General features: G+C 41.6%; 21 protein-coding genes and 1 pseudogene. 19 read left to right on the top strand and 3 right to left on the bottom strand.

Annotated elements, in window-relative coordinates:
- Nucleotides 1–6 precede the first annotated feature (6 nt).
- The 8 genes and pseudogenes from K333_RS0100360 (at nucleotide 7) to K333_RS0100330 (ending at nucleotide 9,871) form a co-directional block, all read left to right on the top strand.
- Nucleotides 7–621 carry a LolA family protein gene (locus K333_RS0100360; protein WP_024989408.1) on the top strand — a complete coding sequence of 205 codons (615 nt, stop codon included), beginning with the start codon at nucleotides 7–9 and terminating at the stop codon, nucleotides 619–621.
- Nucleotides 618–980, top strand: coding sequence for a hotdog family protein (locus K333_RS0100355; RefSeq protein WP_024989407.1), 363 nt, complete (start codon nucleotides 618–620; stop codon nucleotides 978–980). Before K333_RS0100360 ends, K333_RS0100355 begins: the two co-directional genes overlap by 4 nt.
- The gene (locus K333_RS0100350) at nucleotides 977–1,732 is read left to right on the top strand and encodes a glycosyltransferase family 2 protein (RefSeq protein ID WP_024989406.1); all 756 of its coding nucleotides are present in this window, start codon (nucleotides 977–979) and stop codon (nucleotides 1,730–1,732) included. The genes K333_RS0100355 and K333_RS0100350 overlap by 4 nt, the downstream gene beginning before the upstream one ends.
- Nucleotides 1,729–4,959 (top strand): 1-acyl-sn-glycerol-3-phosphate acyltransferase, encoded by a 3,231-nt coding sequence (locus tag K333_RS0100345; protein WP_027452188.1) that lies wholly within the window; start codon nucleotides 1,729–1,731, stop codon nucleotides 4,957–4,959. The genes K333_RS0100350 and K333_RS0100345 overlap by 4 nt, the downstream gene beginning before the upstream one ends.
- A pseudogene (locus K333_RS13590) lies at nucleotides 4,956–6,428 on the top strand (phytoene desaturase family protein); the annotation flags it as partial. The gene K333_RS0100345 and the pseudogene K333_RS13590, both read left to right, overlap by 4 nt.
- Nucleotides 6,423–7,943, top strand: coding sequence for a phytoene desaturase family protein (locus K333_RS13405; protein WP_027452187.1), 1,521 nt, complete (start codon nucleotides 6,423–6,425; stop codon nucleotides 7,941–7,943). The pseudogene K333_RS13590 and the gene K333_RS13405, both read left to right, overlap by 6 nt.
- On the top strand, nucleotides 7,918–8,730 hold the full coding sequence (locus K333_RS0100335) for an alpha/beta hydrolase (protein WP_024990184.1): 813 nt from the start codon (nucleotides 7,918–7,920) through the stop codon (nucleotides 8,728–8,730). Before K333_RS13405 ends, K333_RS0100335 begins: the two co-directional genes overlap by 26 nt.
- A gap of 10 nt (nucleotides 8,731–8,740) precedes the next feature.
- Complete coding sequence (locus K333_RS0100330; protein ID WP_024990185.1) at nucleotides 8,741–9,871, top strand: 1-acyl-sn-glycerol-3-phosphate acyltransferase; 1,131 nt, start codon at nucleotides 8,741–8,743, stop codon at nucleotides 9,869–9,871.
- Here the strand turns inward: K333_RS0100330 and K333_RS0100325 are convergent.
- Together K333_RS0100325 and K333_RS0100320 are read right to left on the bottom strand one after the other, a co-directional pair.
- Nucleotides 9,862–11,166: a class I adenylate-forming enzyme family protein gene (locus K333_RS0100325; protein ID WP_024990186.1), complete on the bottom strand. Its 1,305-nt coding sequence runs from the start codon at nucleotides 11,164–11,166 to the stop codon at nucleotides 9,862–9,864. The two genes, K333_RS0100330 and K333_RS0100325, sit on opposite strands and share 10 nt — an antisense overlap.
- Nucleotides 11,163–11,396 (bottom strand): phosphopantetheine-binding protein, encoded by a 234-nt coding sequence (locus K333_RS0100320; protein WP_024990187.1) that lies wholly within the window; start codon nucleotides 11,394–11,396, stop codon nucleotides 11,163–11,165. Before K333_RS0100320 ends, K333_RS0100325 begins: the two co-directional genes overlap by 4 nt.
- Before the next feature lie 131 nt (nucleotides 11,397–11,527).
- Here K333_RS0100320 and K333_RS0100315 point away from each other — a divergent pair, with 131 nt between their 5' ends.
- On the top strand, nucleotides 11,528–12,346 hold the full coding sequence (locus K333_RS0100315) for a pyridoxamine kinase (protein ID WP_024990188.1): 819 nt from the start codon (nucleotides 11,528–11,530) through the stop codon (nucleotides 12,344–12,346).
- Between the two features lie 30 nt (nucleotides 12,347–12,376).
- On the top strand, nucleotides 12,377–14,038 hold the full coding sequence (locus K333_RS0100310; protein ID WP_024990189.1) for a putative transporter: 1,662 nt from the start codon (nucleotides 12,377–12,379) through the stop codon (nucleotides 14,036–14,038).
- Here K333_RS0100310 and K333_RS0100305 read toward each other — a convergent pair.
- Nucleotides 14,035–15,675 carry an RluA family pseudouridine synthase gene (locus tag K333_RS0100305; RefSeq protein WP_024990190.1) on the bottom strand — a complete coding sequence of 547 codons (1,641 nt, stop codon included), beginning with the start codon at nucleotides 15,673–15,675 and terminating at the stop codon, nucleotides 14,035–14,037. The two genes, K333_RS0100310 and K333_RS0100305, sit on opposite strands and share 4 nt — an antisense overlap.
- A gap of 605 nt (nucleotides 15,676–16,280) precedes the next feature.
- On the opposite strand from K333_RS0100305, the gene K333_RS0100295 reads away from it, so the two are divergent.
- The 9 genes from K333_RS0100295 (at nucleotide 16,281) to K333_RS0100250 (ending at nucleotide 25,366) form a co-directional block, all read left to right on the top strand.
- Entirely contained in the window at nucleotides 16,281–16,502 is a 222-nt protein-coding gene (locus K333_RS0100295) for a helix-turn-helix transcriptional regulator (RefSeq protein ID WP_024990191.1), read from the top strand.
- Nucleotides 16,503–16,519: 17 nt separating this feature from the next.
- The gene (locus K333_RS12580; RefSeq protein ID WP_051230817.1) at nucleotides 16,520–19,048 is read left to right on the top strand and encodes a DNA translocase FtsK; all 2,529 of its coding nucleotides are present in this window, start codon (nucleotides 16,520–16,522) and stop codon (nucleotides 19,046–19,048) included.
- Nucleotides 19,049–19,053: 5 nt separating this feature from the next.
- On the top strand, nucleotides 19,054–19,869 hold the full coding sequence (locus K333_RS0100285) for a hypothetical protein (protein ID WP_154652953.1): 816 nt from the start codon (nucleotides 19,054–19,056) through the stop codon (nucleotides 19,867–19,869).
- A 10-nt stretch (nucleotides 19,870–19,879) separates the two neighbouring features.
- A complete protein-coding gene (locus tag K333_RS0100280; RefSeq protein ID WP_024990193.1) occupies nucleotides 19,880–20,593 on the top strand; it encodes a hypothetical protein in 714 nt (237 codons plus the stop codon).
- Nucleotides 20,590–22,656 carry a DUF3883 domain-containing protein gene (locus K333_RS0100275; RefSeq protein WP_024990194.1) on the top strand — a complete coding sequence of 689 codons (2,067 nt, stop codon included), beginning with the start codon at nucleotides 20,590–20,592 and terminating at the stop codon, nucleotides 22,654–22,656. Before K333_RS0100280 ends, K333_RS0100275 begins: the two co-directional genes overlap by 4 nt.
- A 133-nt stretch (nucleotides 22,657–22,789) precedes the next feature.
- Nucleotides 22,790–23,533 carry a hypothetical protein gene (locus K333_RS0100265; protein ID WP_024990195.1) on the top strand — a complete coding sequence of 248 codons (744 nt, stop codon included), beginning with the start codon at nucleotides 22,790–22,792 and terminating at the stop codon, nucleotides 23,531–23,533.
- Nucleotides 23,514–23,825, top strand: coding sequence for a hypothetical protein (locus K333_RS0100260; RefSeq protein ID WP_024990196.1), 312 nt, complete (start codon nucleotides 23,514–23,516; stop codon nucleotides 23,823–23,825). Before K333_RS0100265 ends, K333_RS0100260 begins: the two co-directional genes overlap by 20 nt.
- Before the next feature lie 15 nt (nucleotides 23,826–23,840).
- Nucleotides 23,841–24,374 (top strand): DUF4062 domain-containing protein, encoded by a 534-nt coding sequence (locus tag K333_RS11605; RefSeq protein WP_024990197.1) that lies wholly within the window; start codon nucleotides 23,841–23,843, stop codon nucleotides 24,372–24,374.
- A gap of 29 nt (nucleotides 24,375–24,403) precedes the next feature.
- The gene (locus tag K333_RS0100250; RefSeq protein ID WP_024990198.1) at nucleotides 24,404–25,366 is read left to right on the top strand and encodes an AlbA family DNA-binding domain-containing protein; all 963 of its coding nucleotides are present in this window, start codon (nucleotides 24,404–24,406) and stop codon (nucleotides 25,364–25,366) included.
- Nucleotides 25,367–25,375 lie beyond the last annotated feature (9 nt).

The raw sequence follows: 25,375 nt of genomic DNA, 5'->3' as shown, positions 1-25,375 counted from the left end.
AAGTAAATGAAGAAGTTCAATTTATTTCTGGCATTCATCTTGATGACAGTCTGTGTACAGATGCAGGCGATGAAAAAGGTAAGTCCCCGTCAGCAGAAACAGGTGATAGCCCAGATCAGCAGAATAGCATCAAAGGTGAAGACGATGCGCTGTAATTTTACGCAGGTGAGCGACTATTCCTTTATGGATGAGAAGACCACTTCGGTGGGATGTATGAGCTATAACTCTTCCGGTGGATTGCTTTGGCAGTATACCTCACCATTTAAATATATCGTAACGGTAAATAACGGAAAGATCATCACCCGTTCGGGAAATCATGTCAATACCATGGACATGAAGTCGAACAAGATGTATCAGAATATCTCCAGGATGATGATGAACTGTGTGTCGGGGAAGAATCTGAATGCAAACCGCGACTTTACGGTATCACTCTTTGCTGAGGGGAAAGAATGGATCGCCTGTTTGTATCCTAAGAAACCTGCTATGAAGAATATGTTCCGATATATTCGTTTGCACTTCAATAATGCCAAGAAGATGGTTGAAGGGGTCGATATGGTACATGCCAATGGTGATAACATCCAAATTAGATTGTCGAACATTCAAGTTACTTATCGCCAATGAAATTACTTGATTCTATGTTTCAGGTTCTCTCGTATGAGGAGAATCATTATCGCATCCGATTTTGTGCCGACCATGTCATCTATCAGGCACATTTCCCGGGAAAACCTATTACTCCTGGTGTATGTATCGTGAAGATATTAGGTGAACTGTTGGAACTTCAGTTGCAAAGTCATCTCCAGTTGAAGATGATCAAGAACTTGAAGTTTGTGAAACCCATCTCTCCGATAGATGATGAAGAGGTAGAAGTGGTATTTCAGAAGGTAGAGTATGTGGATGACGAAATACGAGTAAAGGGTATTATCCAGCACGAACAGGATGTGTATACGAAGTTCTCACTAAGATTTGACAAGGCGCGATGAATCAGGAAATCAATCAATATATGACGAAAGAGAGGATATGCGTCATTGTACCCACCTATAATAATGCCGGTACATTGATGGATATCATCAGTCGTATTCGTGAATTTACCCACCAGATTATCGTTGTCAATGATGGTTCTACGGATGATACACAACGGATACTTGCTGCGGAAGAGAATCTTGTGGTGGTAGACTATACCCCTAACCGTGGCAAGGGATGTGCGTTGAAGATGGGATTTGAGCGTGCTGTTCAGAAAAACTACCGATATGCCATCACGATAGACTCCGACGGACAGCATTTCCCTGAAGATATTCCACTCTTCATAGAAGCCCATCGCAGAAACCAACAGGCATTGATCGTAGGAGCACGCGAACTGAATCCGGACAGAATGAGGAGAGGAAGCAACTTTGCCAACAAGTTTTCCAACTTCTGGTTTAATTTTCAGACCGGACTACATCTCAATGATACCCAGAGCGGATATCGTCTGTATCCTATCACCAGTATGAATCTACATTGGCCCATTACCGCACGCTATGAGAGTGAACTGGAGTTTCTGGTCTATTCGGCTTGGAAAGGTATCGATGTCATCAGCATCCCGGTACGCGTATATTATCCTCCGAAAGAAGAACGGGTAAGTAGTTTCCGTCCTATATACGATTTCACGCGAATATCGATATTGAATACCGTACTGACCGTGGGAGCCATTATTTATTATTTTCCTAAAAAAATATTGAGAAGGTTGCATCTATGAGCGAATATCTGATCAGATTATATGAAAAGTTAAAGCATCACCAGCGACTGACCTTGTTGGGAATGGTCGTGGTGACGATATTGTTTGTGGTGCTGGCGTCAACGATCCATTATGAAGAAGACATCGCGAAGTTTCTTCCTAGAAATGCACAAAACGAGAAATTCCAGAATATCTATGATCAGATATCTTCTCAAAACAAGATTGCCGTAATCTTTTCATCAAGAGATACATTGAACAGAGTTTCCGATGATTCTCTGGAGATGGCCATGGAGGATTTAGGTCAACGGTTGAGAGATGCCCATATTGGCAAGAACCTGCAGGTCACCATCGACGAGAAGAATGTCCAAGATATGATGGACTTTGTATATCGAAACGTACCTTATTTCCTTAAGGCAGAAGATTATCATCGCATGGATTCCCTGTTGTCTTCACCAGATTATGTGAAGGAACAGATGACGGAAAACCGTAAGATGCTGATGATGCCAATGGCCGGTATGATGATACAGTCGCTGAAATACGACCCTCTTCATCTCTACACTCCGGTATTAAAGCGACTTCAGCATTTCAATGTCAGTGATAACTATCAGATGGCTGATGGCTATCTTTTTACCAAGGACGGCAAACATTCATTGATATCTTTTGAGTCACCTTATGGTTCTAGTGAAACCTATAAGAACTCAGCTTTGGCATCACAGTTGGATACTTTGATGGCTCATACCGAGAAAGAATATCCAACGGTGAAGGTGTCTGCTGTCGGTGCTCCACTGATAGCCGTGACCAATGCAAATCAGATCAAGAAAGACTCCCTTTTGTCGGTGGCTTTAGCCGTTGTCGTCATACTCTTCCTGTTGATCTGGCATTATAGAAGGATTTCTGATATCCTATGGATAGGAGTGTCACTGACCTTTGGATTTCTTTTTGCGCTTGCCGGAATGGCTGTATTCAAGGATTCCGTCTCGATCATTGTCTTAGGTATCGGGTCGGTGATCATCGGTATAGCCGTAAACTATCCTTTGCATTTCCTTGATCATATCCGTGAGGTGACCAATCGCAAAGAGGCATTGAGGGAAATAGCTCCTCCTTTGCTGATCGGAAACATTACCACCGTTGCCGCCTTCTTCTGTCTTGTATGGCTTGACGCACAGGCCATGCGCGACTTAGGACTATTCGGTTCTTTGATGCTTATCGGTACGATTCTCTTTGTACTGGTATTTTTACCCGTATATGCGAAGTCGGCAAAGATGGAGACTCGTCCGATCATTCCTCCGCAGATCAGAATTCCTCGCATCCCATATCTACTTCCGGCTGTCCTTGTCATCACCCTCATATTGGGATATTTCTCTTTACAGACATCTTTTGATTCTAATCTGTCGAATATCAACTATATGACGGTTGACCAGAAGGAGAATATGCAGATGATGACTTCTTCGATGAAGAAGAATCCTCTGTATGTGATAGCAGATGGAAAGACGATGGACGATGCTGTTGATAAGAACGAGAAACTTTATCAGCAGTTGATGGCATCGGGAAAGGTGGAGAGCGTGAATGGCGTGAGTGATTTCCTGGTTTCCAAGGAAGAACAGAAACATCGTATCGCTTTATGGAACAGGTTTGTCGGAAAGTATCATGCGTTGTTGCATGATGAACTGCTGGCACAGTCTCGTCAGTCGGGATTCTCCTCTTCAGCCTTCGCTCCGTATATAGAGATTTTGCAGAAGGATTATCACCCACAGCCGTTGTCCCACTTCAATATGCTGACCAGTAAACTGGGAGGTAGTTTCATCCTTCAAGACTCCTCAGCGGTACATATCATCAACTATGTATATGCCAAGGATGAGGCTCAAGTCCGAAAACTTGTTCCTCAGGCCTTTAACGGCAAGGATATCGGAAACCAACTAGTAGAAGTACTGAACGATTCCTTCAACTATATCGGTTATGTATGTGGTTTTGTCGTATTCTTCTTCCTCTGGTTCTCCTTTGGCAGTATCGAACTCGCTTCCATGTCGTTCCTTCCTTTGGCCGTAAGTTGGATATGGATATTGGGCATCATGCACCTGCTGGGTATACAGTTTAATATTGTCAATATCATCTTGGCGACATTCATCTTCGGTCAGGGTGACGACTACACCATATTCATTACCGAAGGACTCATGTATGAGTATTCCACAGGAAAGAAGCGACTGGCATCCTATAAGAATTCCGTGATGTTCTCAGCCATCTTGATGTTTATCGGCATCGGCTGTCTTATCTTTGCCAAGCATCCGGCACTTCGTTCTCTCGGAGCGGTCACCGTGATCGGTATGATCACCGTCGTGCTGATGGCATACTATCTGCCCCCATTGGTATTCCACTGGTTGACGATGAGTCATGGAGTACGTCGTGAAGTCCCTATCACAGCAAGTCGACTGGTTTATTCCTTGGGAGCAATGTCCTTCTTCCTTGCATTCATGTATATGGGCGCATTACCATATACTTGGTTCTACTTCCATTTCGGAACGTTGACCGAAGAGAGGAAACTCAGGTTTCATCGCTTAATCCAGAAGGTGAGCGACTGGATGATGAATCATATACCAGGTGTCACATTCAGTTACGACAACTCCGTTGGTGAGACCTTTGAGAAACCAGCAGTCATCATCTGTAACCATCAGAGTCATTTCGACATCATGAGTTTGCTTCGTTTCTCACCGAAGATGGTCATCGTCACCAACAATTGGACATGGAACAATCCTTTCTATGGAATGGTCATCCATCATGCCGAATTCCTTCCGGCAGCAGACGGTGTGGAGAAGAATTTGCCTAAACTGCAAGACTTATATCAGAGAGGATACAGTATAGTCATCTTCCCGGAAGGAACGCGAAGTGCAGATTGCAGTATCATGCGCTTCCACAAAGGAGCTTTCTATTTGGCCAAGAAGTTGGGTGCCGATATACTTCCTATGTATATCCACGGACAAGGACACGTGTTGCCGAAGAAAGATTTCATGCTCCGTCGAGGTAAGATGTATGTAGAAGTAGGAGAACGAGTAAGATTCCAGGAGTCGACGGCATCGAACTCCAAAGCTGAGAAAATCAATGGTATCGATATAGAAGAGAACCAACAAATCTTGGAGATGACACATCGTATGCGCCATCAGTATCAAGCACATTATGCAGAACTCTGCGATAGGTTGGAAACCGAAGACTATTGGAAATCATATCGTGAATACCAGAAAATCTATGAATTATGAAAGAAGTTGTCATTATAGGTAGTGGTCTCGGAGGCTTGTCCTGTGGTGTGATCCTAGCCAAGAATGGATATCATGTAACCATTCTTGAAAAGGAAACTCAAGCAGGTGGATGTTTACAGTGCTTCGTAAGAGACGGTGCCAAGTTTGAGACAGGCATGCACTTTATTGGTTCTGCGGCAGAGGGACAGACCCTCAACCGACTACTTCGTTATCTGGAGGCTGACGTGAAACTGTCCCAACTCGATACCCACCATTATGACGTTATCTCGTTGAAAGGAGAGCACTTTGCCTTTGCCAACGGGAGAGAGACCTTTATAGACACACTATCCACAGCTTTTCCTGATCAGAGAGAGAATCTTGTTCGTCTTTTCGATATTATAGAGCGTGTAGCGAAGGCATCTTCGCTCCATTCTCTGGAGCACACAGAAACCGATGATGCGTTGAATACAGAATATCAATTGAAGTCGATCAACGAGGTTATCAGTAGTGTCATCACCGACGAGAAACTGCAGAACGTACTGGTCGGTAATCTTCCGTTGTATGCTGCAGAGAAAGACAAGACCCCATTCTCCGTATATGCCTTTATCATGGATTTCTATAATCAGAGTGCCTGGCGTGTCGTAGGAGGAAGTGACCATCTTGCAAAATCGATGATTGCCACCATCGAGAAATATGGTGGACAGGTACTCACCCGTAAGAAGGTGACCGAGATTGTATGCGATGAAGAGAAGACCACAGGGGTGACCTGCGAAGATGGCAACTCGTATGCCGCTAACCTTGTTATCAGTGATGCCCATCCTTCAGTGACGGTAGAGTTGGTGAAGAGTCGTCTGTTCCGTCCGGCTTATCGCAAACGCATTCAAAACATCCCGAATACCATCGGTGGCTTTGCCGTCTATCTGCATTTCAAGGAAGATGAAGTAGCCTATATGAATTATAACTTCTATGGTTATAACCAGTCGACACCTTGGGGATGCGAGAACTATGATGCCGCGACATGGCCTAAGGGATACCTTTATATGCACCTTTGTGAGGAAGAAGGACAGAAGTATGCCAAGAGTGGTGTCATCCTTTCCTATATGCAGATGAAGGATGTAGAAAAGTGGAAAGGAACGAAAGTAGGGCGACGGGGCAAGGAATACGAGGAGTTCAAGCATCAGCATGCAGAGAAACTTCTGGATTCATTGGAGAAGGAATTCCCCGGACTGCGCTCCCATATCGCATCCTATACCACCAGTACCCCATTGACATACCTTGATTACACTGGAACTCCCGGAGGTTCTATGTATGGTGTGGCCAAAGATGTCCATGCAGGAGCGGCAGCACGTGTGCATCATCGAACAAAGATTCCCAACCTGTTACTGACAGGTCAGAATATCAACAGTCATGGAATATTGGGTGTCCTCGTAGGAACCATGGTGACCTGTGGAGAAGTCATCGGTAGTGAGCAGCTCTTCCACCAAATCGTAAACGATAAGAAGTCGGTAGTTATAGGTGGTGGATTAGGAGGACTCTTCACGGGAGCATTACTCGCGAAGGAAGGCTATCAGGTAACCGTCATCGAGAAGAACCGTGTGATCGGTGGAGGACTACAGACCTTCTCCCGTCATGGCGTGAACTTTGAGACCGGTATGCACTTGTTGGGTGGAATCCGAAAGGATGGTGCCATCTATAAGATCTGTGAATATCTCGGAATTATGAAGGATTTGAAAATCCATGATGTAGATGCCGACTGTATGGATGAAATCACCTATATCAGTGATGGAAAAACCTATCACATACCCGAGGGAAAGGAAAACTTCATCCGCTATTTCCAGAGTGAGTTTCCGGAAGAGAAACAAGGGATACGCGACTATGTAGAAGAACTCTATCATATCGTTGACGAGATAGATTTCTTCTATCTGCGAACAGAAAACGAACACATCTATAGTCATGATGAGAAGTTCTATTGGCCTGCAGACAAGATTGTAGAGTATTATTTCAAGAACCCTAAGTTGCGCGATGCCATCTCGTATATGAATCCCATGTTCGGAGGAAGTGCCGGTCATACACCGGGATATATATCAGCATTGATCAATGTCCTCTATATCAACGGTCCGTCTCGATTCGTTTCCAACAGTCAACAGATGGCAGAAGCCCTTGCCCGTGTCATCGAAGAGGGTGGAGGCAAAATCGTTTCCGGTGATCCCGTAGTGAAAATAGATATCGAAGGTCGTCAGATGAAGAGTGTAACCACAGAGAGCGGACGACAGTTCTCCGGTGAAAACTATATCTGTGCCATCCATCCCAAGCAACTCCTTCGGCTTACCGATGCTAAAGCCTTCTCCAAGGCATATCGAAACAGAATCAACGAAGCGCCTAACAGTTTCAGTTCGTTCTGTGTTTTCTGTATCTTTAAGCCCGAGTCATTCCCTTATATCAACCATACCTGTTATCTGCAGATGGATTATGGTAAGGTATGGCATTATGGAGAATATGATGCCAAGGATTGGCCACGCGGCTTCATGTATATGACCCCATGCGAAGACCACCAAGGTCCCTATGCCCGTAAGATGATCATCAACTCACCGATGCCTTATAGCGTGTGCAGTAAATGGGCAGACTCCCGAACGGGTCATCGAAGTGAAGAATATGAAGAGTGGAAACAAGAACATCTCGACAGAATCCTCGACAGGATGGAGATGATCTATCCAGCGTTCCGTGACAAGTGCGAGTATGTCTTTGCCAGTAGTCCACTCACCATTCGCGACTACTATAACGAACCCGAAGGCGCATTGTACGGACTCTTCAAAGATTGCGAACATATCGCCGAGAGTCAGGTACCCGTATTTACCAAGGTGAGGAATCTCTTCATGGCAGGACAGAACTGTAATGTCCATGGCTTCTGTGGGGTACCCCTTACCGCTATCAACACCGTTGAGGCTATTGTAGGTATAAACCGAGTAACGAATAAAATAAATGAAGCGTATGAGCGTTCTAAATAAGATCATCCTGTTGTGCCTGTTTGCATTACCGGCAAAGGCCCAGAAGTTGCAGGAGTTTCTGCCAAAGGAAGCGACAGAGACGGCTGTCATCGTGTGTCCCGGAGGCAGTTATTGCTGGTTAAGCAAGGAAACCGAAGGACGTGGCATAGCCAGATGGCTCAATGAGAACGGTATAGCAGCATACGTTCTCTATTACCCTACAGCAGGATGGGCAGGTTTTGCATGGCATACCCGATGGCTGTTCCGTGGCAATCAGTATCCGGACCAGTTGAATATGTTGAACGACGCATTGCGAAAGGTCCGTGCAAAAGGTTACCGTACAGTTGGTGCCATGGGATTTTCAGCGGGAGGACATTTGGTACTCTCCTCCGCAGAATATTCACCCCAAGAGATTGCTCCAGACTTTGTAGCCCCTATCTATCCTGTCGTCACCCTCTCAGCATCGTGTGTTCATCGCAGAAGTCGACGAGGGTTATTGGGAGAGAGAAGATGGAGAAACAAAACAATCTGTGACTCCCTGTCCATGGAGAAGCATACCGACAGAATAACATGTCCTGTATTTATGATCAACTGCAAGGACGACCCCATCGTTGACTATCACAATTCCGAACTTATGGATAGCGCACTTACAGCGAATGGGAAACCACATTTCTATAAACAATTTGCACGAGGAGGACATGGCTTCGGAATTGACAAGAGAAAGACAAGTAAAGAAGCCATCCAATGGGGAACGTTCTTTTTGGATTGGTTGCGACGAATGTTGGCGAAAGATGAAGTGAAGAATTAAAGAAAGGAAAATGGAAAAGTTTGATGATATACGCCCCTATGTAGATTGTGAGATTCCTGCAGCCATGCAGAGAATCTGTCAGACGGATGCCTTCCCTCTGTTGGCATCCTGGATATTCCCAGGGCGTGATATAGAAGATGTCAAGGAGATGATGCTCTCTTTTCGCACGATCAGAGAGTTTCAGCATGCTGTCATGATACCTGTCAACCAACAGGTCATAGACCGTAGTATCACAAAACTTACCTATCGCGGTTTTGAACAGTTGGATCCCGATACCCAATATCTTTTTGTCTCCAACCATCGTGACATCATGCTTGATGCCTCTCTTCTGCAATATCTTCTTGTGAAGCATCATCGTGAAACTTCCGAGATTACCTTTGGAGCCAACCTGATGAGTCCGGGTCTTGTCACCGATATCGGTAAATCGAATAAGATGTTCCGTGTAGAGCGTGGCGGTAAGATGCGCGATTTCTATATGTCGTCACAGCATCTAAGCGACTATATCCGTCATACCCTCTTACATAAGAAAGAAAGTGTCTGGATAGCTCAGCGTAATGGTCGTACCAAGGATGGGTTGGATAAAACCGATCAAGGTATCATCAAGATGTTTTGTATGAGTTGTCCAGAGGACAAGATCAAGGCATTGAGCGAACTGCACATCATCCCGGTAAGTATCAGTTACGAGCGTGAGAGTTGCGATATCCTGAAAGCCATCGAACTCTATGAGAGTAGATATCAGAAATATATCAAGAAACCCGGTGAGGACCTGAATAGTATTCTTACGGGTATCGTACAGCATAAGGGGCGTGTGAATATCACATTGTGCCCGGAGATAACCCGTAAGGATCTCGAACGCTACGACCATTGTACCAACAATGAATATCATAAGAAAGTAGCCGAACTGCTGGATCGCCGTATCTGTGATTCCTATGTGCTCTATCCCAACAACTATATCGCCCATGACTTGAGATATGGACAGACACTCTATCGTCAGCAATACACCGATGCACAGTTTAACAATTTCCTGAGATATATGGAACGGTTGAATGATTATGACATCACAGACCCTGATATTCTGAAAGATATCTTCCTGGGTATCTATGCCAATCCGGTAAAATCAAAGTCTGCTGATCAGCGGTAGAATTTGCGGTCTATCTTCCCGTTGAAGGTGCGATGGATGCATTCCACCTTCTCGTAAAAGAAAGGCACCTTATAGCTTTCCAGTTTTGATTGGAGATATCGGGCTATACCCTTCTTGTCAATATCTCCGTCTGAGACAATGAGAAGTTTAAGAACAGTACCGATGATCGGATGAGGAGCCGCGATACAGATACAGTCAGAAATCTCCGGTCGCTCTAAGGCAACACTCTCCACCTCAGAAGGAGCGACCTTGAAGCCTCCAGTGTTGATGACATCATCCTCACGTCCGAGGATATGGAGCATTCCCTCATCGTCGATATTTCCAAGGTCGGAACTATATAGTGTGTTATCGCGCAACACCTTGCGTGTCATCTCCTCCTCCCCGAAATATCCACTCATCAGCGTCTGGCCCTGACAAGCGATGGTACCTTTCTCCGTGATGAAGAATCTGGAGTTCTTCATAGCCTTGCCCAGACACCCCTCCGTGCATCTACCGTCATTATAATTATAAGTCGCTATGATTCCCGTCTCCGTAGACGCATACGTATTGTAGAGTCGAGTCGTAGGGAGCATCTCGCACAATTTCGACATATCAGTGTGCGTGATAGGAGCAGCCCCGGTCTCGATGAAATCAATCTTATGAGCCAGTTGTCTGAGTTTCTTACTGCCATAGAACAGAAGCATATGGATACTTGCAGGTACAAGGAACGTAGCGACCTTTCCTTCTGCCCAGGATATCGCATCGAAGAAAGCATTGATATCTTTCATTCCCTCCAAGATATAGAGCGTGGCACCACACATGATGACCGGGAAGATCTTAGAAAGACAACCGATATGATTCATCGGTCCCGAAATGATGAAAGTAGTGTCGTTGTTGAACCCCTGAGCTTCTATGAGGTTCTCACCGTCAGCAAGGATAGCCTGATGACCTATCATGACCCCTTTGGATTTCCCCGTTGTTCCCGTTGTGAAAAGAATGTCGGCAATGGCATCCTCGAAAGTTGTATCGCTCACTTCCTTCTGAATATGCAGGAAGCGATCTTCAGGACAATCCTTTTCCAAAGGAACCGCTACGGCACCAGCCATATGAATGGCCAGATAAGTGATGATGAAGTCGGCATCCTGAGTGTTAGGAAAAACGACAGCTTTTCCTTTGAATGGAAGAAATTCCGAAGAACGCGAACACACCAACCCATACAGTTGAGCATAGGTCAACCTATTACCCTGACAGAATATCGCGATTTTGTCAGGATAAAGAGAAGCATCTCGTTTTAGAAAATCCTCCAGTGTATTCATTCTTTCTCACCAAGTTTCTTCTCCACAAGAGCAGCCAAACTCTCCAGCGTTTTCAAGTTCTTCGGCGTAGCGTCTTCAGCTTCCAGAACGATGTCATACTTTTCAGAGAGCATCATGAGAATCGTCGTCACCTCAAGAGAATCCAGTTCACTGAACAGAAATTCCGAGTCCAAGTTTACCAATGGCAACGCATCCTCAAGTAGAGATCTTATGTCTTCTTTTGTAATCATATTTCCGTTTGTTAGATGAAAAGTTGTATTCTGCGTCGGCAAAGGTACTTATAAAATATGAGATTATGAAGAATTCATGTCGAAATTAAAGTGTTTTTTATTACCTTTGCATGCTGAATAATATAGAGAAAATGAGCAAGAAACAAATACTTCTTATCAATGATATGGCAGGATACGGTAAGGTAGCTACCGCAGCGATGCTTCCTATCCTGTCTTATTTTGGTCATCCCACTTATAATCTACCGACAGCGCTCGTCTCGAATACGCTCGACTATGGGAAATTCAATATCTTGGATACCACAGAATATATAAAAGGTGTATTCCCGGTGTGGAAGCAGTTGGGGTTCTCCTTTAATGCGATAGCGACCGGTTTCATCGTGTCAGAACTTCAAGCCGACATAGTCAGTCGTTATTGCCAAGAACAGGCGGCAAAAGGAACAACGATCTTCGTAGACCCTATCATGGGCGATGAGGGCAAGTTGTATAATGGTGTGACACCGACAACGATAAAGAGTATGCGAGAGATGCTCAGTGTGGCCCATCTTTGTTATCCAAACTACACAGAAGCCTGTTATCTTACAGGTCGAGAGTATGATCCGGATGGCGTTTCTGCCGATGTCGCCCGCAGTTTGGTAGACCATCTTCGTAAGATAGGATCCAAATCCGTATTGATTACGAGCATTCCTGTAGACGGTCAACCATCCGTAGTAGGATACAATCACATGTCGGAGGAATACTTCACGTTACCTTATACCGAGATACCGGTACATTTCCCGGGTACGGGAGATATGTTCTCAGCCATCTTGATCGGTCATCTGCTCAATGATGAACCTCTGAAAGAGAGTACACGCAAGGCCATGGACGGCGTATGGAAACTTATCGACCTAAATAAGGACAACGAGGATAAAAATCGTGGTATTCCTTTGGAGAATTTCCTGAATATTTTGTAAATTTGCAGCCGATTTTAAAATATACGAGAAATGGAATGGCTCGAAGGGCTCTTTAGTATACATTCTTCCGTTCAGACGGTTGTTGTAATTTCGTTGATTATCGCCCTTGGTCTTGCATTGGGTAAGATCAAGGTAATGGGAATATCTCTCGGTATTGCCTTCGTCTTTTTTACTGGTATTCTTGCCGGTCATATCGGTATGAGTGCCGACCCTGTGGTTATCGATTATGCAGAGACCTTCGGCCTCTCGATGTTCGTGTATTGTCTGGGTCTGCATGTGGGACCCAACTTTTTCGGGTCTTTGCGCCATGAAGGTATGGCCCTCAATATGTGGGGATTGGCAGTCATCGTTGTCGGAACGATTTTCGCGTTGATATTGGTTCCTGTCACAGGTGTCAAGTTACCGGATATGGTGGGATTGCTATGTGGAGCAACGACCAATACCCCTGCTCTTGGTGCAGCCACTCAAGCTTTGGAACATCTAGGATTCTATAGTGGAAGTGTAGCTTTGGCCACAGCTGTCACCTATCCTTTGGGTGTACTGGGAGTAATCCTTGCCATGGTCTTCATCCGTAAGATCTTTGTGAAACCGATAGATCTCGAGGTAAAACCCCTATCAGAGGAAGACCACACCTATATCGCTCAGTTTGTCGTTGTGAATCCCGCCATTGCAGGGAAGAGTATCGCAGAAGTTGCAGCGATGACCCATCTCAAGTTTATCATCTCCCGTGTATGGCGTGCCGACCAAGTCATCGTGCCGATGGCCAGTACCCAGTTGCAGCAGGGAGATAACGTACTTGTTGTCACGACGAAGGAAGACGAGGCAGCCATGGAGATTCTCTTTGGTCGTCGTGTTGCCAAAGACTATAATCAGGAAGTTATCGACTGGAACTCCATCGATGCCAAGGTAGAGAGTAGAGTCCTTGTCGTAACACGTCCTACTTTGAACGGCAAGATACTCGGTCATCTCGCCTTGCGTTCCACCTATGGCGTCAACGTAAGTCGTGTGATTCGTGGTGATATCAAGTTACTGGCCACCGATGATCTGCGTTTACAGTATGGTGACCGCGTCACCGTAGTAGGTTTGCATGAAGCAGTAAACAATGTAGAGACCTTTTTCGGTAACTCCGTGAAGACATTGAACGAACCCAATATCGGCAGCATCTTCCTCGGTATCATCTTGGGTTTGATGCTCGGTACCATCCCTATTCCTATTCCGGGTATGGATAGTCCCGTACGCCTTGGTATTGCCGGAGGTCCTATCATCATGGGAATTGTCATCGGAGCCTTAGGACCAAAGATGCATTTCATCTCCTATACCACCCGTTCAGCATCGCTGATGCTTCGTAAGTTAGGACTTAGTCTCTATCTGGCCTGTCTGGGCCTTGATGCCGGTCGCGACTTCTTTGCCACTGTCATCCGTCCGGAAGGTTTAGCATGGGTAGGAATAGGATTCCTAATCACCGTAGTACCCGTCATCATCGTCGGTCTGATAGCCCTGAAGAGTCATAAGTATGATTTTGGTACCATCTGTGGAATCCTTTGTGGCAGTATGGCCAACCCGATGGCCTTAGGATATGCCAACGACACATTGAAAGGCGACACTGCCAGTGTCAGTTATGCATCAGTATATCCATTAGGAATGTTCATCCGAGTAATCATTGCCCAGATGCTTATCATGTTCTTTGTTTAGAAATCAGGACTTTTCTCGAAATGAATGCGCTTGCCCGTTGTAGGGTGCGTGAATCGTAGATAAGTAGCATGCAAATACAGGCGGTCGGCTCTTTCACCATAGAGTTCATCGCCTTTTATCGAATGGTTGAGTCCCTGAGGATAGGCGCAGTGTACCCTAAGCTGATGAGTTCTACCGGTGTGTGGAACCAGCGACACCCTGATCTGTTCCTTATCTTTCGAAAGCACATGATATTCTGTGATAGCAGTCTTACCGTTTTCAAAGTCAACCTTCTGTCGAGGTCGGTCATCGACATCCGGTGATAGAGGCAATGATATAGACCCCTTCAAGACCATATCATTATCTTCCTCCGTATTTGACTTTGCGGAAAGTATTGCGATATACCTCTTATATATACTATGCGTACGGAATTGCTCCTGTAGGTTGGCATAGCTATGCGAGTTCCTTGCCAACACCAGTAATCCACTTGTTGCCATGTCGAGACGATGAACGATCATCGGTCCCTCAATATCAGGATATTTATCCTTGATGATCGAATAGACACTCTCCCGGTCGCTATTTCCCGGAACCGACAACATACCGGCAGGTTTGTTTACCACGATGATATCATCATCCTCGTATAAGATGTTAAGATTCAGATGCACATCTTCCTCCAAAGGATTCTTCTCCACCTCCAACCCCTGTAACATCCAAGAGAGAATTGGTTTACACTTACCATTGCAAGCAGGGTAGAAATGTTCATGCTGTCGAATCTCAGTTTTAGGTGAAGGTCCCCACCAGAACATTGCCATACATAGCGGATGCAGATGATGAGAATAAGCATATTGTAGCATCTTTGGTTCACAGCATTCCCCGGCTCCCGAAGGAGGAATCCCCGGGAAGGCACGGTTCATATAGTATTCTCTGAAGATGTCGATAAGATTTTTCTCCTCACCCCGCCCATTCCTCATATTAAATTGAGCGAAGAGCCAGTTCTGCAGATGGTCACTTTTGAGTTTCCGTTCCTGTTTCAAGTTGAAGATATGCATACGTATGCTGTCGATCTTCATTTTAGCATTCTCAAGGATGACTGCATACTTCTGTTTGACGCGATGCACCTCAGCCTTCATAAACTGACTCTCCCGAATCATATCTTGCAGTTCTTCTGTCGATAAGGTTCCCATTTCGCGTTTCTGATCACGCACCCTCTTAGCCCTCTTCATCATCTCCTGTTTCAGAGCGATTGCCGAGACAGCCTCCCTTTTCAACGTCTCATATTCCTCATACACCCTTTTATATTCATCACTATTCTCCATCAACTCTATCTCATGGTTAATGGCAGAAATTTTAGTCTCGTTCGTCTTGAAGTATCCATCCGGTTGCAGATAGTCATAGACGGCAGGGACGAATTCGTGATCATCAAGATATCGATATTCCGTATCCACGATTTGTCCGCTATACGCAGCGAGATACCCAATCTCGTTTTCAGCATTGCGCACAACGAGAACCCCAAACATTTTGCCCTCTTTCGGATGTTTGGGTAACAGTTTCTTGACCTCCTCTACAGCCAATAGACAGAGAGGATGAGGCTCATAATAAAACGGATTGTTGAATCGTCTTGGAGCAGGAATATGAGAGTTTGTGAGATGCATCATCATGCAAAGTTACGAAAAAAGGTTGTAAAGAACAACGGTTTTTGGAAGATTAACGCAATTCGGCCTGAAATAAAGGCAATATGGGGAAGAACGAGGCAACCCAATTAGAGTGCGATAACAAATTGGGGAGGATTGGTGAAGGAGTTAGGTTTCTAATTCGTAACCCAAAATTAGGCCTCTGAGAAGGCTTAATAGGCAACGCGAATTGAGGTGAAATGACGCACCTTTCACCGCCCGTTTCTTATTCCGCAAACTGCTATATTTTGCATGGCGATGGATGCCTAAAAAAATAGTAGTTTTGCAGTCAAAATTAAAAAAGAGTAAGAAACATGAGAAGTACTTTTAACATTCTGTTCTATGTGAACAAGAGTCTGCCGAGCTTGCTCAATCAGAAAGCAGACAAGCATTTTTGTGTGGCACTCCACAGAAAAGTGCGTATTAGGCTACACCCTTCAACGGAAACTCTTTGCAGTATGTCAAGCAAAAGGAAATAATAGGCAACAGCTATTGTGGCATATGTTCATGAAAAACTCTAAAAAAAGAACTTTTTTCTTTGTAGGATGAATAGTTTTCACTAACTTTACATCCAAACTAAAAATTTGAAATGTATGCAAGACGTAAATCGCCTGAAATTAGTACTGGTAGAACAGAAGAAAACCAGCAAGTGGCTTTCTGAAGAACTGGGCGTGAGTCCATCTACAGTTTCCAAATGGTGCACCAACTCTTCACAGCCAGACATTGAAACTTTAGCAAAAATCTCAAAACTATTGGAAGTTGGTGTAGAGGAATTATACAACAAAAAATTCATGGAATCTGTAAGTAAAAGCTAGAACAAAGATATTGGATTATGGGTTGGAGGTATAGGAAAAGAATAAAAATATTGCCTGGTATTCATATTAATATCAGCAAAAGTGGGATAAGCACCAATGTTGGTATAAAAGGAGCAAGTGTTACATTTGGCCCGAAAGGGACCTATGTCAATACTGGTTTTCCAGGAACAGGATTGTATAGAAGAGATAAAGTGCAAGAAGATAGTATAGCAAGACATTCGACTCAATCTTTTAATTCCCTCGACAATGAAAAGTCACAGAATGTACATATCAATAGGAAATACGATAAAACGACTTCTATATTAGCGTATAATCCATTACATTATGTCTTTTATTTTTTTTCATTGGTTTTCTCGATTGCAGCATTTGTATGGTATCTTAATAATTTAGATATGATTTATTGCTGTCTTATCAATGCTGTTTTTCAAGCAATTTGGGGGCTAGCAATTATACTAAATATGTCTGTCAAAGAAGATACGTCTTCATACACTATTAAATCCATCAAAAAAGTCTCAAAGCACTATATCAAAAAGGAAATAATAGGACATAAGATTAGATGTTCCTTGTGCGTTATTATAATCCTGCTCAATTTGTTTCCTTTCCTTTCTATGAGTGGGGCGTTTGTTCGGATATTCCTTGGATATGAAAAGATATGGGAAGGTGGCATCATTTCTATCTTAATTACACTTATAATTATTTTTCTCTGGATATCAGCATTAAAAAAAGAGAAAGATTTTATTGCACCTCTAAATGACGCATTATTACTGAAAGACAAGAAAAAAAGTAACCCGTTATCAGTCACACCAACCAATGAGGGATATAAAACAACAAACGACGAATTAATTAAGGAATCAAATCTGAACGCTATTTACGAAACAGTCGATATAGAGACTCCACAAGAAGGAAGTAAAGCAGAATCTTGTTCGCAGGAAAAAAACATAAGAAATGTGGTGAGCAAAGATTATCCTAATGCCAACATCCCTCCTGCAACAGATAGCCCTGACAAAGAGGATGGCGTTATTTGTCTGGAAGAATTAGAGCCTTACGATCCAAAAAGAGATTTAGAAAACTACCATTATCCAACTCTTGATTTGCTCAAAAAGTATGATGACGATGGATTACCACATATTGATATGGAAGAGCAAACTGCCAATAAAAATCGTATTGTTGAAGTCTTACGAAATTTTGGGATTGAAATATCGTCAATTAAAGCAACAGTAGGGCCAAGATTTACTTTATATGAGATAACCCCTGCTCCAGGTATCAGTATCAATAAAGTACGAGGATTAGAAGATGATTTGGCTCTGTGGCTTGGCGCTCAAGGCATTCGCATTATTTCCTTTCCTGGCAAAGGCACTGTAGGTATCGAAGTTCCTAATATGAGGCCTTCTATCACATCGATTGATAGTATCTTTAATTCTAAGAAATTCCAGGAGTCAACAATGGAATTACCTTGTGCTTTAGGAAAGACTATTACCAACGAGGTCTTTATATTTGACCTTACGAAAGCCCCTCATGTTCTAATTGCAGGCTCAACAGGTCAAGGTAAGTCAGTTGCCATCAATACTATCCTAACTTCTTTGTTGTATAAGAAACATCCTGCAGAATTAAAGTTAGTTTTAATGGATCCTTGTGTGATAGAACTTGGGGTATATAGCATCATTGAAAGGCATTATCTCGCAGCATTATACGATGAACCTTCTGTTGTAATTAATAGCAATCAGGCAGTTGACACATTGAATAGTCTTTGCAAAGAAATGAATATCCGTTATGATTTGTTGAAGATGGCGTTTGTCCGCAATATAAAAGAGTATAACAAAAAGTTCATAGAGCGTCAGTTGAATCCAGCTATCGGACATAAGTTCCTGCCCTATATTGTGGTGATAATTGATGAATATGCTAACTTTATTTCTGAAAAAGGGAAAGAATTTGAGCTTCCTTTAGTTCGTTTAGCGCAATTGGCTCGCGCTGTTGGTATTCATGTCATTATTTCAACAAAGTTTCCTACAAATGACATTATCACAGGAAACATAAAGTCAAATTTTCAGACACGCATTTCATTTAGAGTACCTGAGAGTGTTGACTCAAGGGTGATTATCGACCGAAATGGAGCAGAAAGGCTTTTTGGTAATGGCGATATGCTTTACACAAATGGAGGCGAACCTGTTCGTGTACAATGTGCATTTATAGACACACCAGAGACGGAGCTTATCTGCCAGTTCATCTCCGACCAACAAGGCTACAAAAGGCCATTTGAATTGCCTAATCCATATTTTGATGAAAAAGAATACAACGAGTTAAACGATGTTGATATGACTAATTTAGATCCGTTGTTTGAAGATGCAGCCCGTCTAATAGTTCGTGAACAGAGTGGTTCAACTAGTCTGATCCAAAGAAAGTTCGCAATTGGCTATAATCGAGCAGGCAGATTAATGGACCAGTTGGAAAAGGCTGGTGTTGTCGGTGAAGCTTATGGCAGCAAGCCTCGTGAAGTTTTTATCCAAGACGAAGTGAGTCTTAAGAACCTTTTTAATGCTCTAAGATGATAAATATGGAAGAGAAATCAACAGACATGTCGTTTAAAACAATGATGGTATTTGCAACAGAGATGATAAATCTGTTAAAAGTAAGATTCTCTTCTAGTTCTATTGAGGATTGGCAGGGTTATCTAGTGCAGCGTTTATCACTGATGTTGCAGATTTTTCGGACTTTTAGTAAAGTACTATTGGAGGATAAAGATTACATCACATCAAATACTATTTTAAGAATGATAGTAGACAATTTGGCTATCACAAAATTCATTTACGTTGATCACGATGGAGAGATGAGGTTACTGAGGCATTATTTATTCTTATTGGATGGCTCGCTGACATATCTCAAGATTACGGATTCAATGAAAAGTAATGTTTTAATAATTGAAGAAAGGGAAAGATGTAAACGAGAAGTGCAGCACACTAAAGAACAAATCATGAAGCTGTCTATTTATGAAATACAGCATTTATATGTTGATAAGCTATTAAGTAAAGGAAATTGGAAATTTAAGGATTTTTCGAATACTGGAAAATATTCTTATCAGGATTTATATAAGACATTTGGAATTACACCTAACATCGTAGCATATTTTATGTACATATCTCAATTTGCGCATGGATTGAGTTTGTCTAGTCTAGGAACTGTTGCTTCTATTCAAAATGTTCCTTTTCTGTTAGAAGTTAGAGATATGCTATTAGGATTGCAGATAAACTGTATATATAGATTATTCTCTAAATATATTTGTAATGGTGAGCTTTTAGAGTCTCTAAGCACAAAATTAAGTCGCAATGAATTGGATCGTTTTTTTGAGTTAGCAACAAATAGTAATAAATAAAGCAATTAATATGGAACTGTTAAAAGACAAATTATTTAATGGAATTTCCTTAGAGATAATCAATGATGGTTATATTAAAAGTGATAGTTACTATAGTATAATTATTAAAGTAACTAATCACAATGACAAGAAAAAAAAGGTTCAATTGGAAGCTCGCTATGTATCAGTAGAGGAAGGGTTGCTAGATACCTATGGTAATATAGATATGTTGGGAAGTGGAAGATTTCTTCAACCCCAGTCTTTTGTAAACGTAGCTATGGATTATAAAGAATTAAAAAGTTTACATGATAAAGACCGTATTGAATTGGATATAAATGAAGGAACAATTGCTTCTTTATTGCTAATTAGAGAACATGGTCAATGGTGGATAGCAGAATCTAAAGAAAGAAGTACATACAATAGGAATATAAAGAGCAAAATCGAGCACTTTGAAGCAATCGAGGAGCAATTTGGTATAACCCTTCAGAATTTTTCAGTCAAGGTAGAAGATGAAAACTCTCTGAAATTGTTCTGTGAAGTTCTTGCCTTAAATGGTGAAGTTCCCCAAAAGGGCTTCAATGTAGAAGTTGCTATATATGATTCTGATAACTCTATAATTTATCAAACAAGTATTAGCAAATATGACGGAGATTTTAAAGGATTTGATGTCTTTAATTTTGGGACTATAAGGCTTGACATTCCTGTCGACGAAATTAGTAAAATTAGATTTTATCCTACACGATGAATAAAGAAATGTCTATTCTGAGAGAATCTCTTATTTCTGAAGCCAAGAGTTCTCCTATGCTTTTGTCTGATCTAGCAGGCTTGGAAGCATACGTATCTGAAAGTTACAATAGCCGATCTTTTATTGAGCTACTTCAGAATGCAGATGACGCTAAGGCGACTAAGTTTTATGTTAAACGCTCTGGTGAATATTTGTTCGTTGCCAATAATGGCCGTCATTTTAATATAAAAGATTTAGAAAGCCTTTGCCGTAGTGCATCCTCCAACAAAGTAAGAGGAGCAACAATTGGCTATAGAGGAATTGGCTTTAAATCCGTAGTCAGTTTCGCGAAAGAGGTACATCTGATAAGTGGCGACTTTGCGATAACATTCTCAAAAGAGTTGTCAAAACAAATCGTTCCACAGGCTAATAAAGTGCCTTTGATAAGAATTCCACACGAATTGGATAAGTCCATAAGAATTGAATTAGCTGGAGAAATAAAAGAGATACAAGATGAAGGGTTTAATACAATCTTCATTTTCTCTGGCGTATTGGCTAATCAAATAGATGAAGAGTACACTTCATTTGCTAATACAACATTATTATTTTTGAATAGTATTCAGGTTATTAAGATCCACTTAAGTAAAAAAGTAACTGCAAATATTGCTGTAATTGAAGAAAACGAAAAAGGGCGCATCTTAAGAGTATCAACAACTGATGCTATATCTAATTGGTTTGTATGTTCAAATTCCACATGCAGTATAGCATTCTCTATGAATAAAGACAAGGTTGATAGACTTCCCAAGAGCGAGGCTATTATCCATGCTTTTCTCCCAACAGAAGATAGTTGCGGATTAGGAGTTGTGGTAAATGGCGATTTTAGTACAGATCCTTCTCGTAGACATCTTATCATGGACGAGACAACTATAAATGTTATATCGAATATTGCTCGGCTCTATGCATCTTTGCTAAAATATGCTTTAGCAAATAAAGACAGGAATATGGTTGATGCATTGATGCCATATTTTGATCTCAAACTGATTCAATTGATGAAGCAATCATTTGAAAGAGAATTTGCAAAAAGGATTAAAGAAGCTTTTGGTAAGGAACTCTCAAACATAAGACTTGCTCCTTCATGGTTGAATGCTGAGGATTTCGCCAAAATTATGGAAGCTTCTAATTTATCATTCATTGCTCCAAGATGTAGTGATGTCATAGGATTGAACGATCTTTTGAAATATTTAGGGAATAAGCCTGAAGATGTTGATTCATTATTAAAGAAAGTTAGTAAAGCAGAGATTTCTGTGTTGGGATATGCTCAAATAATGGCAGCTGGAATAAAAGGGGCTTTGATGAATCACAGGTTCTCTTCTTTAACCACCACGCCGTTAATTATATCGAATGGAAGATTATGCTCTCTAAAAGAAATAAATGATGACGAAGAAGAAATAGATGAGAGCTACGTTCAATTACTGCTAGACAGTGGCGTCTCTGAGAATGACATTTCCCAGTTCCTCAAGAAAATGGGATTATCCAAGATAAATGAAGTACAATTCTCTGATGACGACGATGATGATTATACTTTTAATGATGAGGAAGATGAAGACGAGGATAATTATGGTAATAAGGAATCATATAATCCCACAAGTGTTTCCCAGTGGTTTAACGATGCAGAATCTTCTTCTAAGCAAGCCGTAAATAATGACGGTATCCAAAAATGGAGAAGTGCTGAAGAAAACACCTTGGTAGCATTGAATGCAAACGGATTCAGGCTTAAGGACGTAAGTAAGCAAAATCTTGGATTTGACCTTGAAGGAAGTGACCCAAACGGAAAAAATATTTATATAGAAGTAAAATCAATCGATTATGTTGGGCAAAAGTTCAGAATGACAAACAACGAATTTGCCGCAGCACAATATAAACCAGGCAACTACTACCTTGCTCTTGTATATCAAAACAAAGATTCCTTCGAAATAAGCTTGATTAAAGATCCTGTTAATCGACTTAATCTGACTAGACAAGTTGTACAATGGGTTTGGGAGTGTTCCGATTATGAGTATAAGCCGATGAAGTTTAAATTGTAGAAACTATCTCTATGCTGAAAGACCTTCCTATTTGCAATCACATCTACGATTTTGTCTATGATGAATCCTCATTGTTGATTCAGAAACTCCAATCACACGAGAAGAATATGAACAATCCAAATGACAATTGTGTATGAAATGGCTACAGAATAAATGGATTATCGCTTTGCTTTTCATTAGTTTAGCATGTGTTATTGCGAATGGTATAGTTTTATATCAATATCGTTCCGTCTTTAACGGTAATATTTCTCAAGAGCTAAATGACTGGAATCTTTTTATAGTAATTTTCAATGGGGTAATTACAACAGTATTAGCTGTAGTAAATATTTGTGCTATCATTAAGATAAATTCGACCTTAGATAATAATAGTGAAAATAGACACATTAATAATTTGCTTTTTGAGGCTCAAACTATTTTGGCAAAGATGCGGTTGGATGATTACAATGTTGTCAAAGAGCTAATTAATGATATAAAAGTGTCTATTTTTAAAAGGCATATGTCTGCTGAAAAAATAGAGAGTCTCAAAAAGAAATTGATGGAAATAGATAGTTCTTCTTTTCTATACAAGAATCAGAGTTTACGGGATGAACCTTTTTTACGACCTATAACAAAGAGACTTGTTGTGCAAATAGACATTTTTATTAACAAGATAAAAGATAGTAAAGTTGTAGATGAAGAAGACGAAGAAGAACTGTTGCATAGTTTATCTTCATTTCAAAGTATTATGGAATTTTATGTCATATCACAGTTAGTGCGTGGTAATAAGGTTCAAGAATACATATCGGATCACCAAAATGAAATAGATAGTGCAATATCGAATATATATGATTTTGCAAAAGGGTTAAATGAGAAACTTCATGAACAATCAAATAAATGACAGCAGAACAGACCAATGTCTTAATAACATTCAAAAATACGAGAAGTGGGGAAAATTGCTTGCAGGACAAAGTTGGGTTCATCTATTCAACTCCAATGCCCCTGTGAGTGCATTAGCGATTCACAACGGATTGGAATGTATTAAGGCTAAAATGAAATTGAGTACGCTTCAAGACAACAAGCATACAGATGAGGAAAAGGAAAAGCGTCTGAAGCAAATAGACATTGACATCCATTATACGGAAGAAGCAATGAAGCATGACCTTGAATATAGAGGTCTGTTGATACCATAATTAAAATGTATAAATATGGACAGAAAGATAAAGATAATGGTTGGCTCAACTGTATATGGCTTTGAAAATGAGCTGTATCAGGTTGTGGCATTGCTACAGACTCTTGGGTATGAGGTCCTGAATTCGCATGTCGGGACTATCAAGGTGAATCCCAAACTGTCGAATCTGGAGAACTGCCTGAATGCTGTAGATGAGTGCGATTTGTTCCTTGGTATTATCAGACCTTATTACGGAACTGGGAATATCGGTGAGAAGAATATCACGTTTGAAGAAATCAAAAGAGCGATAGAACTGAAAAAGCCGTATTGGTTCTTGGTGCACAGGGATGTGGTGTTTGCAAGAAAGTTGTTCACGAAGATAAAAGACGCAGACAAAATAGAAGTGAGAAAGAACAACTTCTTTGACCCTCGCAGTATAGACGTGTATAACTACGTAATAAAGAATCACATCCCCATTACGCTAAGAAACGGAAATTGGGCGCAGGAGTTTTATCGTCTTGACGAGATGAGCATCTACATTAAGACTCAGTTTGAGACAGAACATTCATAGAAAACATATTGGCACAGGAGGATTAAGTTATGGATGGAAGATTTATTATAGACAACTTGCTGAGACAAGAAAAGAATGAGCGTTTGGATTTCTTGCCTAAAGCAACGGAAGATATGCTTGCCAAGACGATTACGGCAATGCTTAATAATCGTGGTGGCGATATAGTTATCGGAGTAGATGATAACAAACGTGTTTTAGGGGTGTCTGAGGGAGATATAAGTGGATTGTCTAAGGCATTGGCTAACAGGATACGCCCATCGGCTCCTATTGATATCCATTCTATTGATTATAATGGAACAAATATACTGCTTATAAGCGTTTGGGAAGGTGCACAGAAACCATATCATTGCGATGGAAAGATATATCAAAAGTTAGGGGATGAAATCATTGTGGCCAGCCCTGAGAGCATCGGCAACATGCTGTTAGAGCGTAAACAATCTGATTTCAACTGGGAACGGATGCCTGTCCTTGGTGCTGAGATGGACGATTTGGAGATGGATGAGGTCAGAAATACGATGAAGGAGTATATTCGCACGAGCGGTAATAATATAGATGACGAGGAATTGTTCCTAATCAAGAATGGACTTCTTAAGGATGGTAATCTTACGAATGCCTGTATTGCCCTTTACGCTAAGACACCAGCGCAATTCATTGTCCAGACAAGAATCAAGTTGTCGGTATTCTCTTCGGACTCTAATGCTGATTTGGTGGAGGCACGACTATTTGAAGGTAATATCTTTAAGAATATCAGTGCCATATTCCAGTTTATAGATATTACATATTCTAAAAGTGTCAAGATTGACGGTCTGCTTAGAGAGGAGAGGTGGATTTACCCACAAGTAGCAGTAAGGGAAGGCATTATGAACGCCATCGTGCATAGAGATTACAACTCAGTTAATGGCTTTATGCATATTCTCCTTTATCCTAATCGCTTAGAAATAGCTAACTATGGAATAATACCCTTAATGGAATCCGTTATTAAAAGGTGGTGAAGGTGTGTC

It is taken from the genome of Segatella albensis DSM 11370 = JCM 12258, assembly GCF_000426565.1.
In the GTDB taxonomy this organism is placed as follows: domain Bacteria; phylum Bacteroidota; class Bacteroidia; order Bacteroidales; family Bacteroidaceae; genus Prevotella; species Prevotella albensis.
This window is presented reverse-complemented; position numbering and strand designations above follow the sequence as displayed.

Bases quoted from the DNA above. Each gene is read 5' to 3' on its own strand.
- K333_RS0100350 (WP_024989406.1), top strand. From the start codon at position 977: ATGAATCAGGAAATCAATCAATATATGACGAAAGAGAGGATATGCGTC.
- K333_RS0100260 (WP_024990196.1), top strand. From the start codon at position 23,514: ATGAACAATCAAATAAATGACAGCAGAACAGACCAATGTCTTAATAAC.
- K333_RS0100320 (WP_024990187.1), bottom strand. From the start codon at position 11,396: ATGATTACAAAAGAAGACATAAGATCTCTACTTGAGGATGCGTTGCCA.
- K333_RS0100295 (WP_024990191.1), top strand. From the start codon at position 16,281: ATGCAAGACGTAAATCGCCTGAAATTAGTACTGGTAGAACAGAAGAAA.
- K333_RS11605 (WP_024990197.1), top strand. From the start codon at position 23,841: ATGGACAGAAAGATAAAGATAATGGTTGGCTCAACTGTATATGGCTTT.
- K333_RS0100265 (WP_024990195.1), top strand. From the start codon at position 22,790: ATGAAATGGCTACAGAATAAATGGATTATCGCTTTGCTTTTCATTAGT.
- K333_RS0100310 (WP_024990189.1), top strand. From the start codon at position 12,377: ATGGAATGGCTCGAAGGGCTCTTTAGTATACATTCTTCCGTTCAGACG.
- K333_RS0100355 (WP_024989407.1), top strand. From the start codon at position 618: ATGAAATTACTTGATTCTATGTTTCAGGTTCTCTCGTATGAGGAGAAT.
- K333_RS0100285 (WP_154652953.1), top strand. From the start codon at position 19,054: ATGGAAGAGAAATCAACAGACATGTCGTTTAAAACAATGATGGTATTT.
- K333_RS0100330 (WP_024990185.1), top strand. From the start codon at position 8,741: ATGGAAAAGTTTGATGATATACGCCCCTATGTAGATTGTGAGATTCCT.
- K333_RS0100315 (WP_024990188.1), top strand. From the start codon at position 11,528: ATGAGCAAGAAACAAATACTTCTTATCAATGATATGGCAGGATACGGT.
- K333_RS0100280 (WP_024990193.1), top strand. From the start codon at position 19,880: ATGGAACTGTTAAAAGACAAATTATTTAATGGAATTTCCTTAGAGATA.
- K333_RS0100275 (WP_024990194.1), top strand. From the start codon at position 20,590: ATGAATAAAGAAATGTCTATTCTGAGAGAATCTCTTATTTCTGAAGCC.
- K333_RS0100335 (WP_024990184.1), top strand. From the start codon at position 7,918: ATGAAGCGTATGAGCGTTCTAAATAAGATCATCCTGTTGTGCCTGTTT.
- K333_RS0100325 (WP_024990186.1), bottom strand. From the start codon at position 11,166: ATGAATACACTGGAGGATTTTCTAAAACGAGATGCTTCTCTTTATCCT.
- K333_RS0100250 (WP_024990198.1), top strand. From the start codon at position 24,404: ATGGATGGAAGATTTATTATAGACAACTTGCTGAGACAAGAAAAGAAT.
- K333_RS0100345 (WP_027452188.1), top strand. From the start codon at position 1,729: ATGAGCGAATATCTGATCAGATTATATGAAAAGTTAAAGCATCACCAG.
- K333_RS12580 (WP_051230817.1), top strand. From the start codon at position 16,520: ATGGGTTGGAGGTATAGGAAAAGAATAAAAATATTGCCTGGTATTCAT.
- K333_RS0100360 (WP_024989408.1), top strand. From the start codon at position 7: ATGAAGAAGTTCAATTTATTTCTGGCATTCATCTTGATGACAGTCTGT.
- K333_RS0100305 (WP_024990190.1), bottom strand. From the start codon at position 15,675: ATGATGATGCATCTCACAAACTCTCATATTCCTGCTCCAAGACGATTC.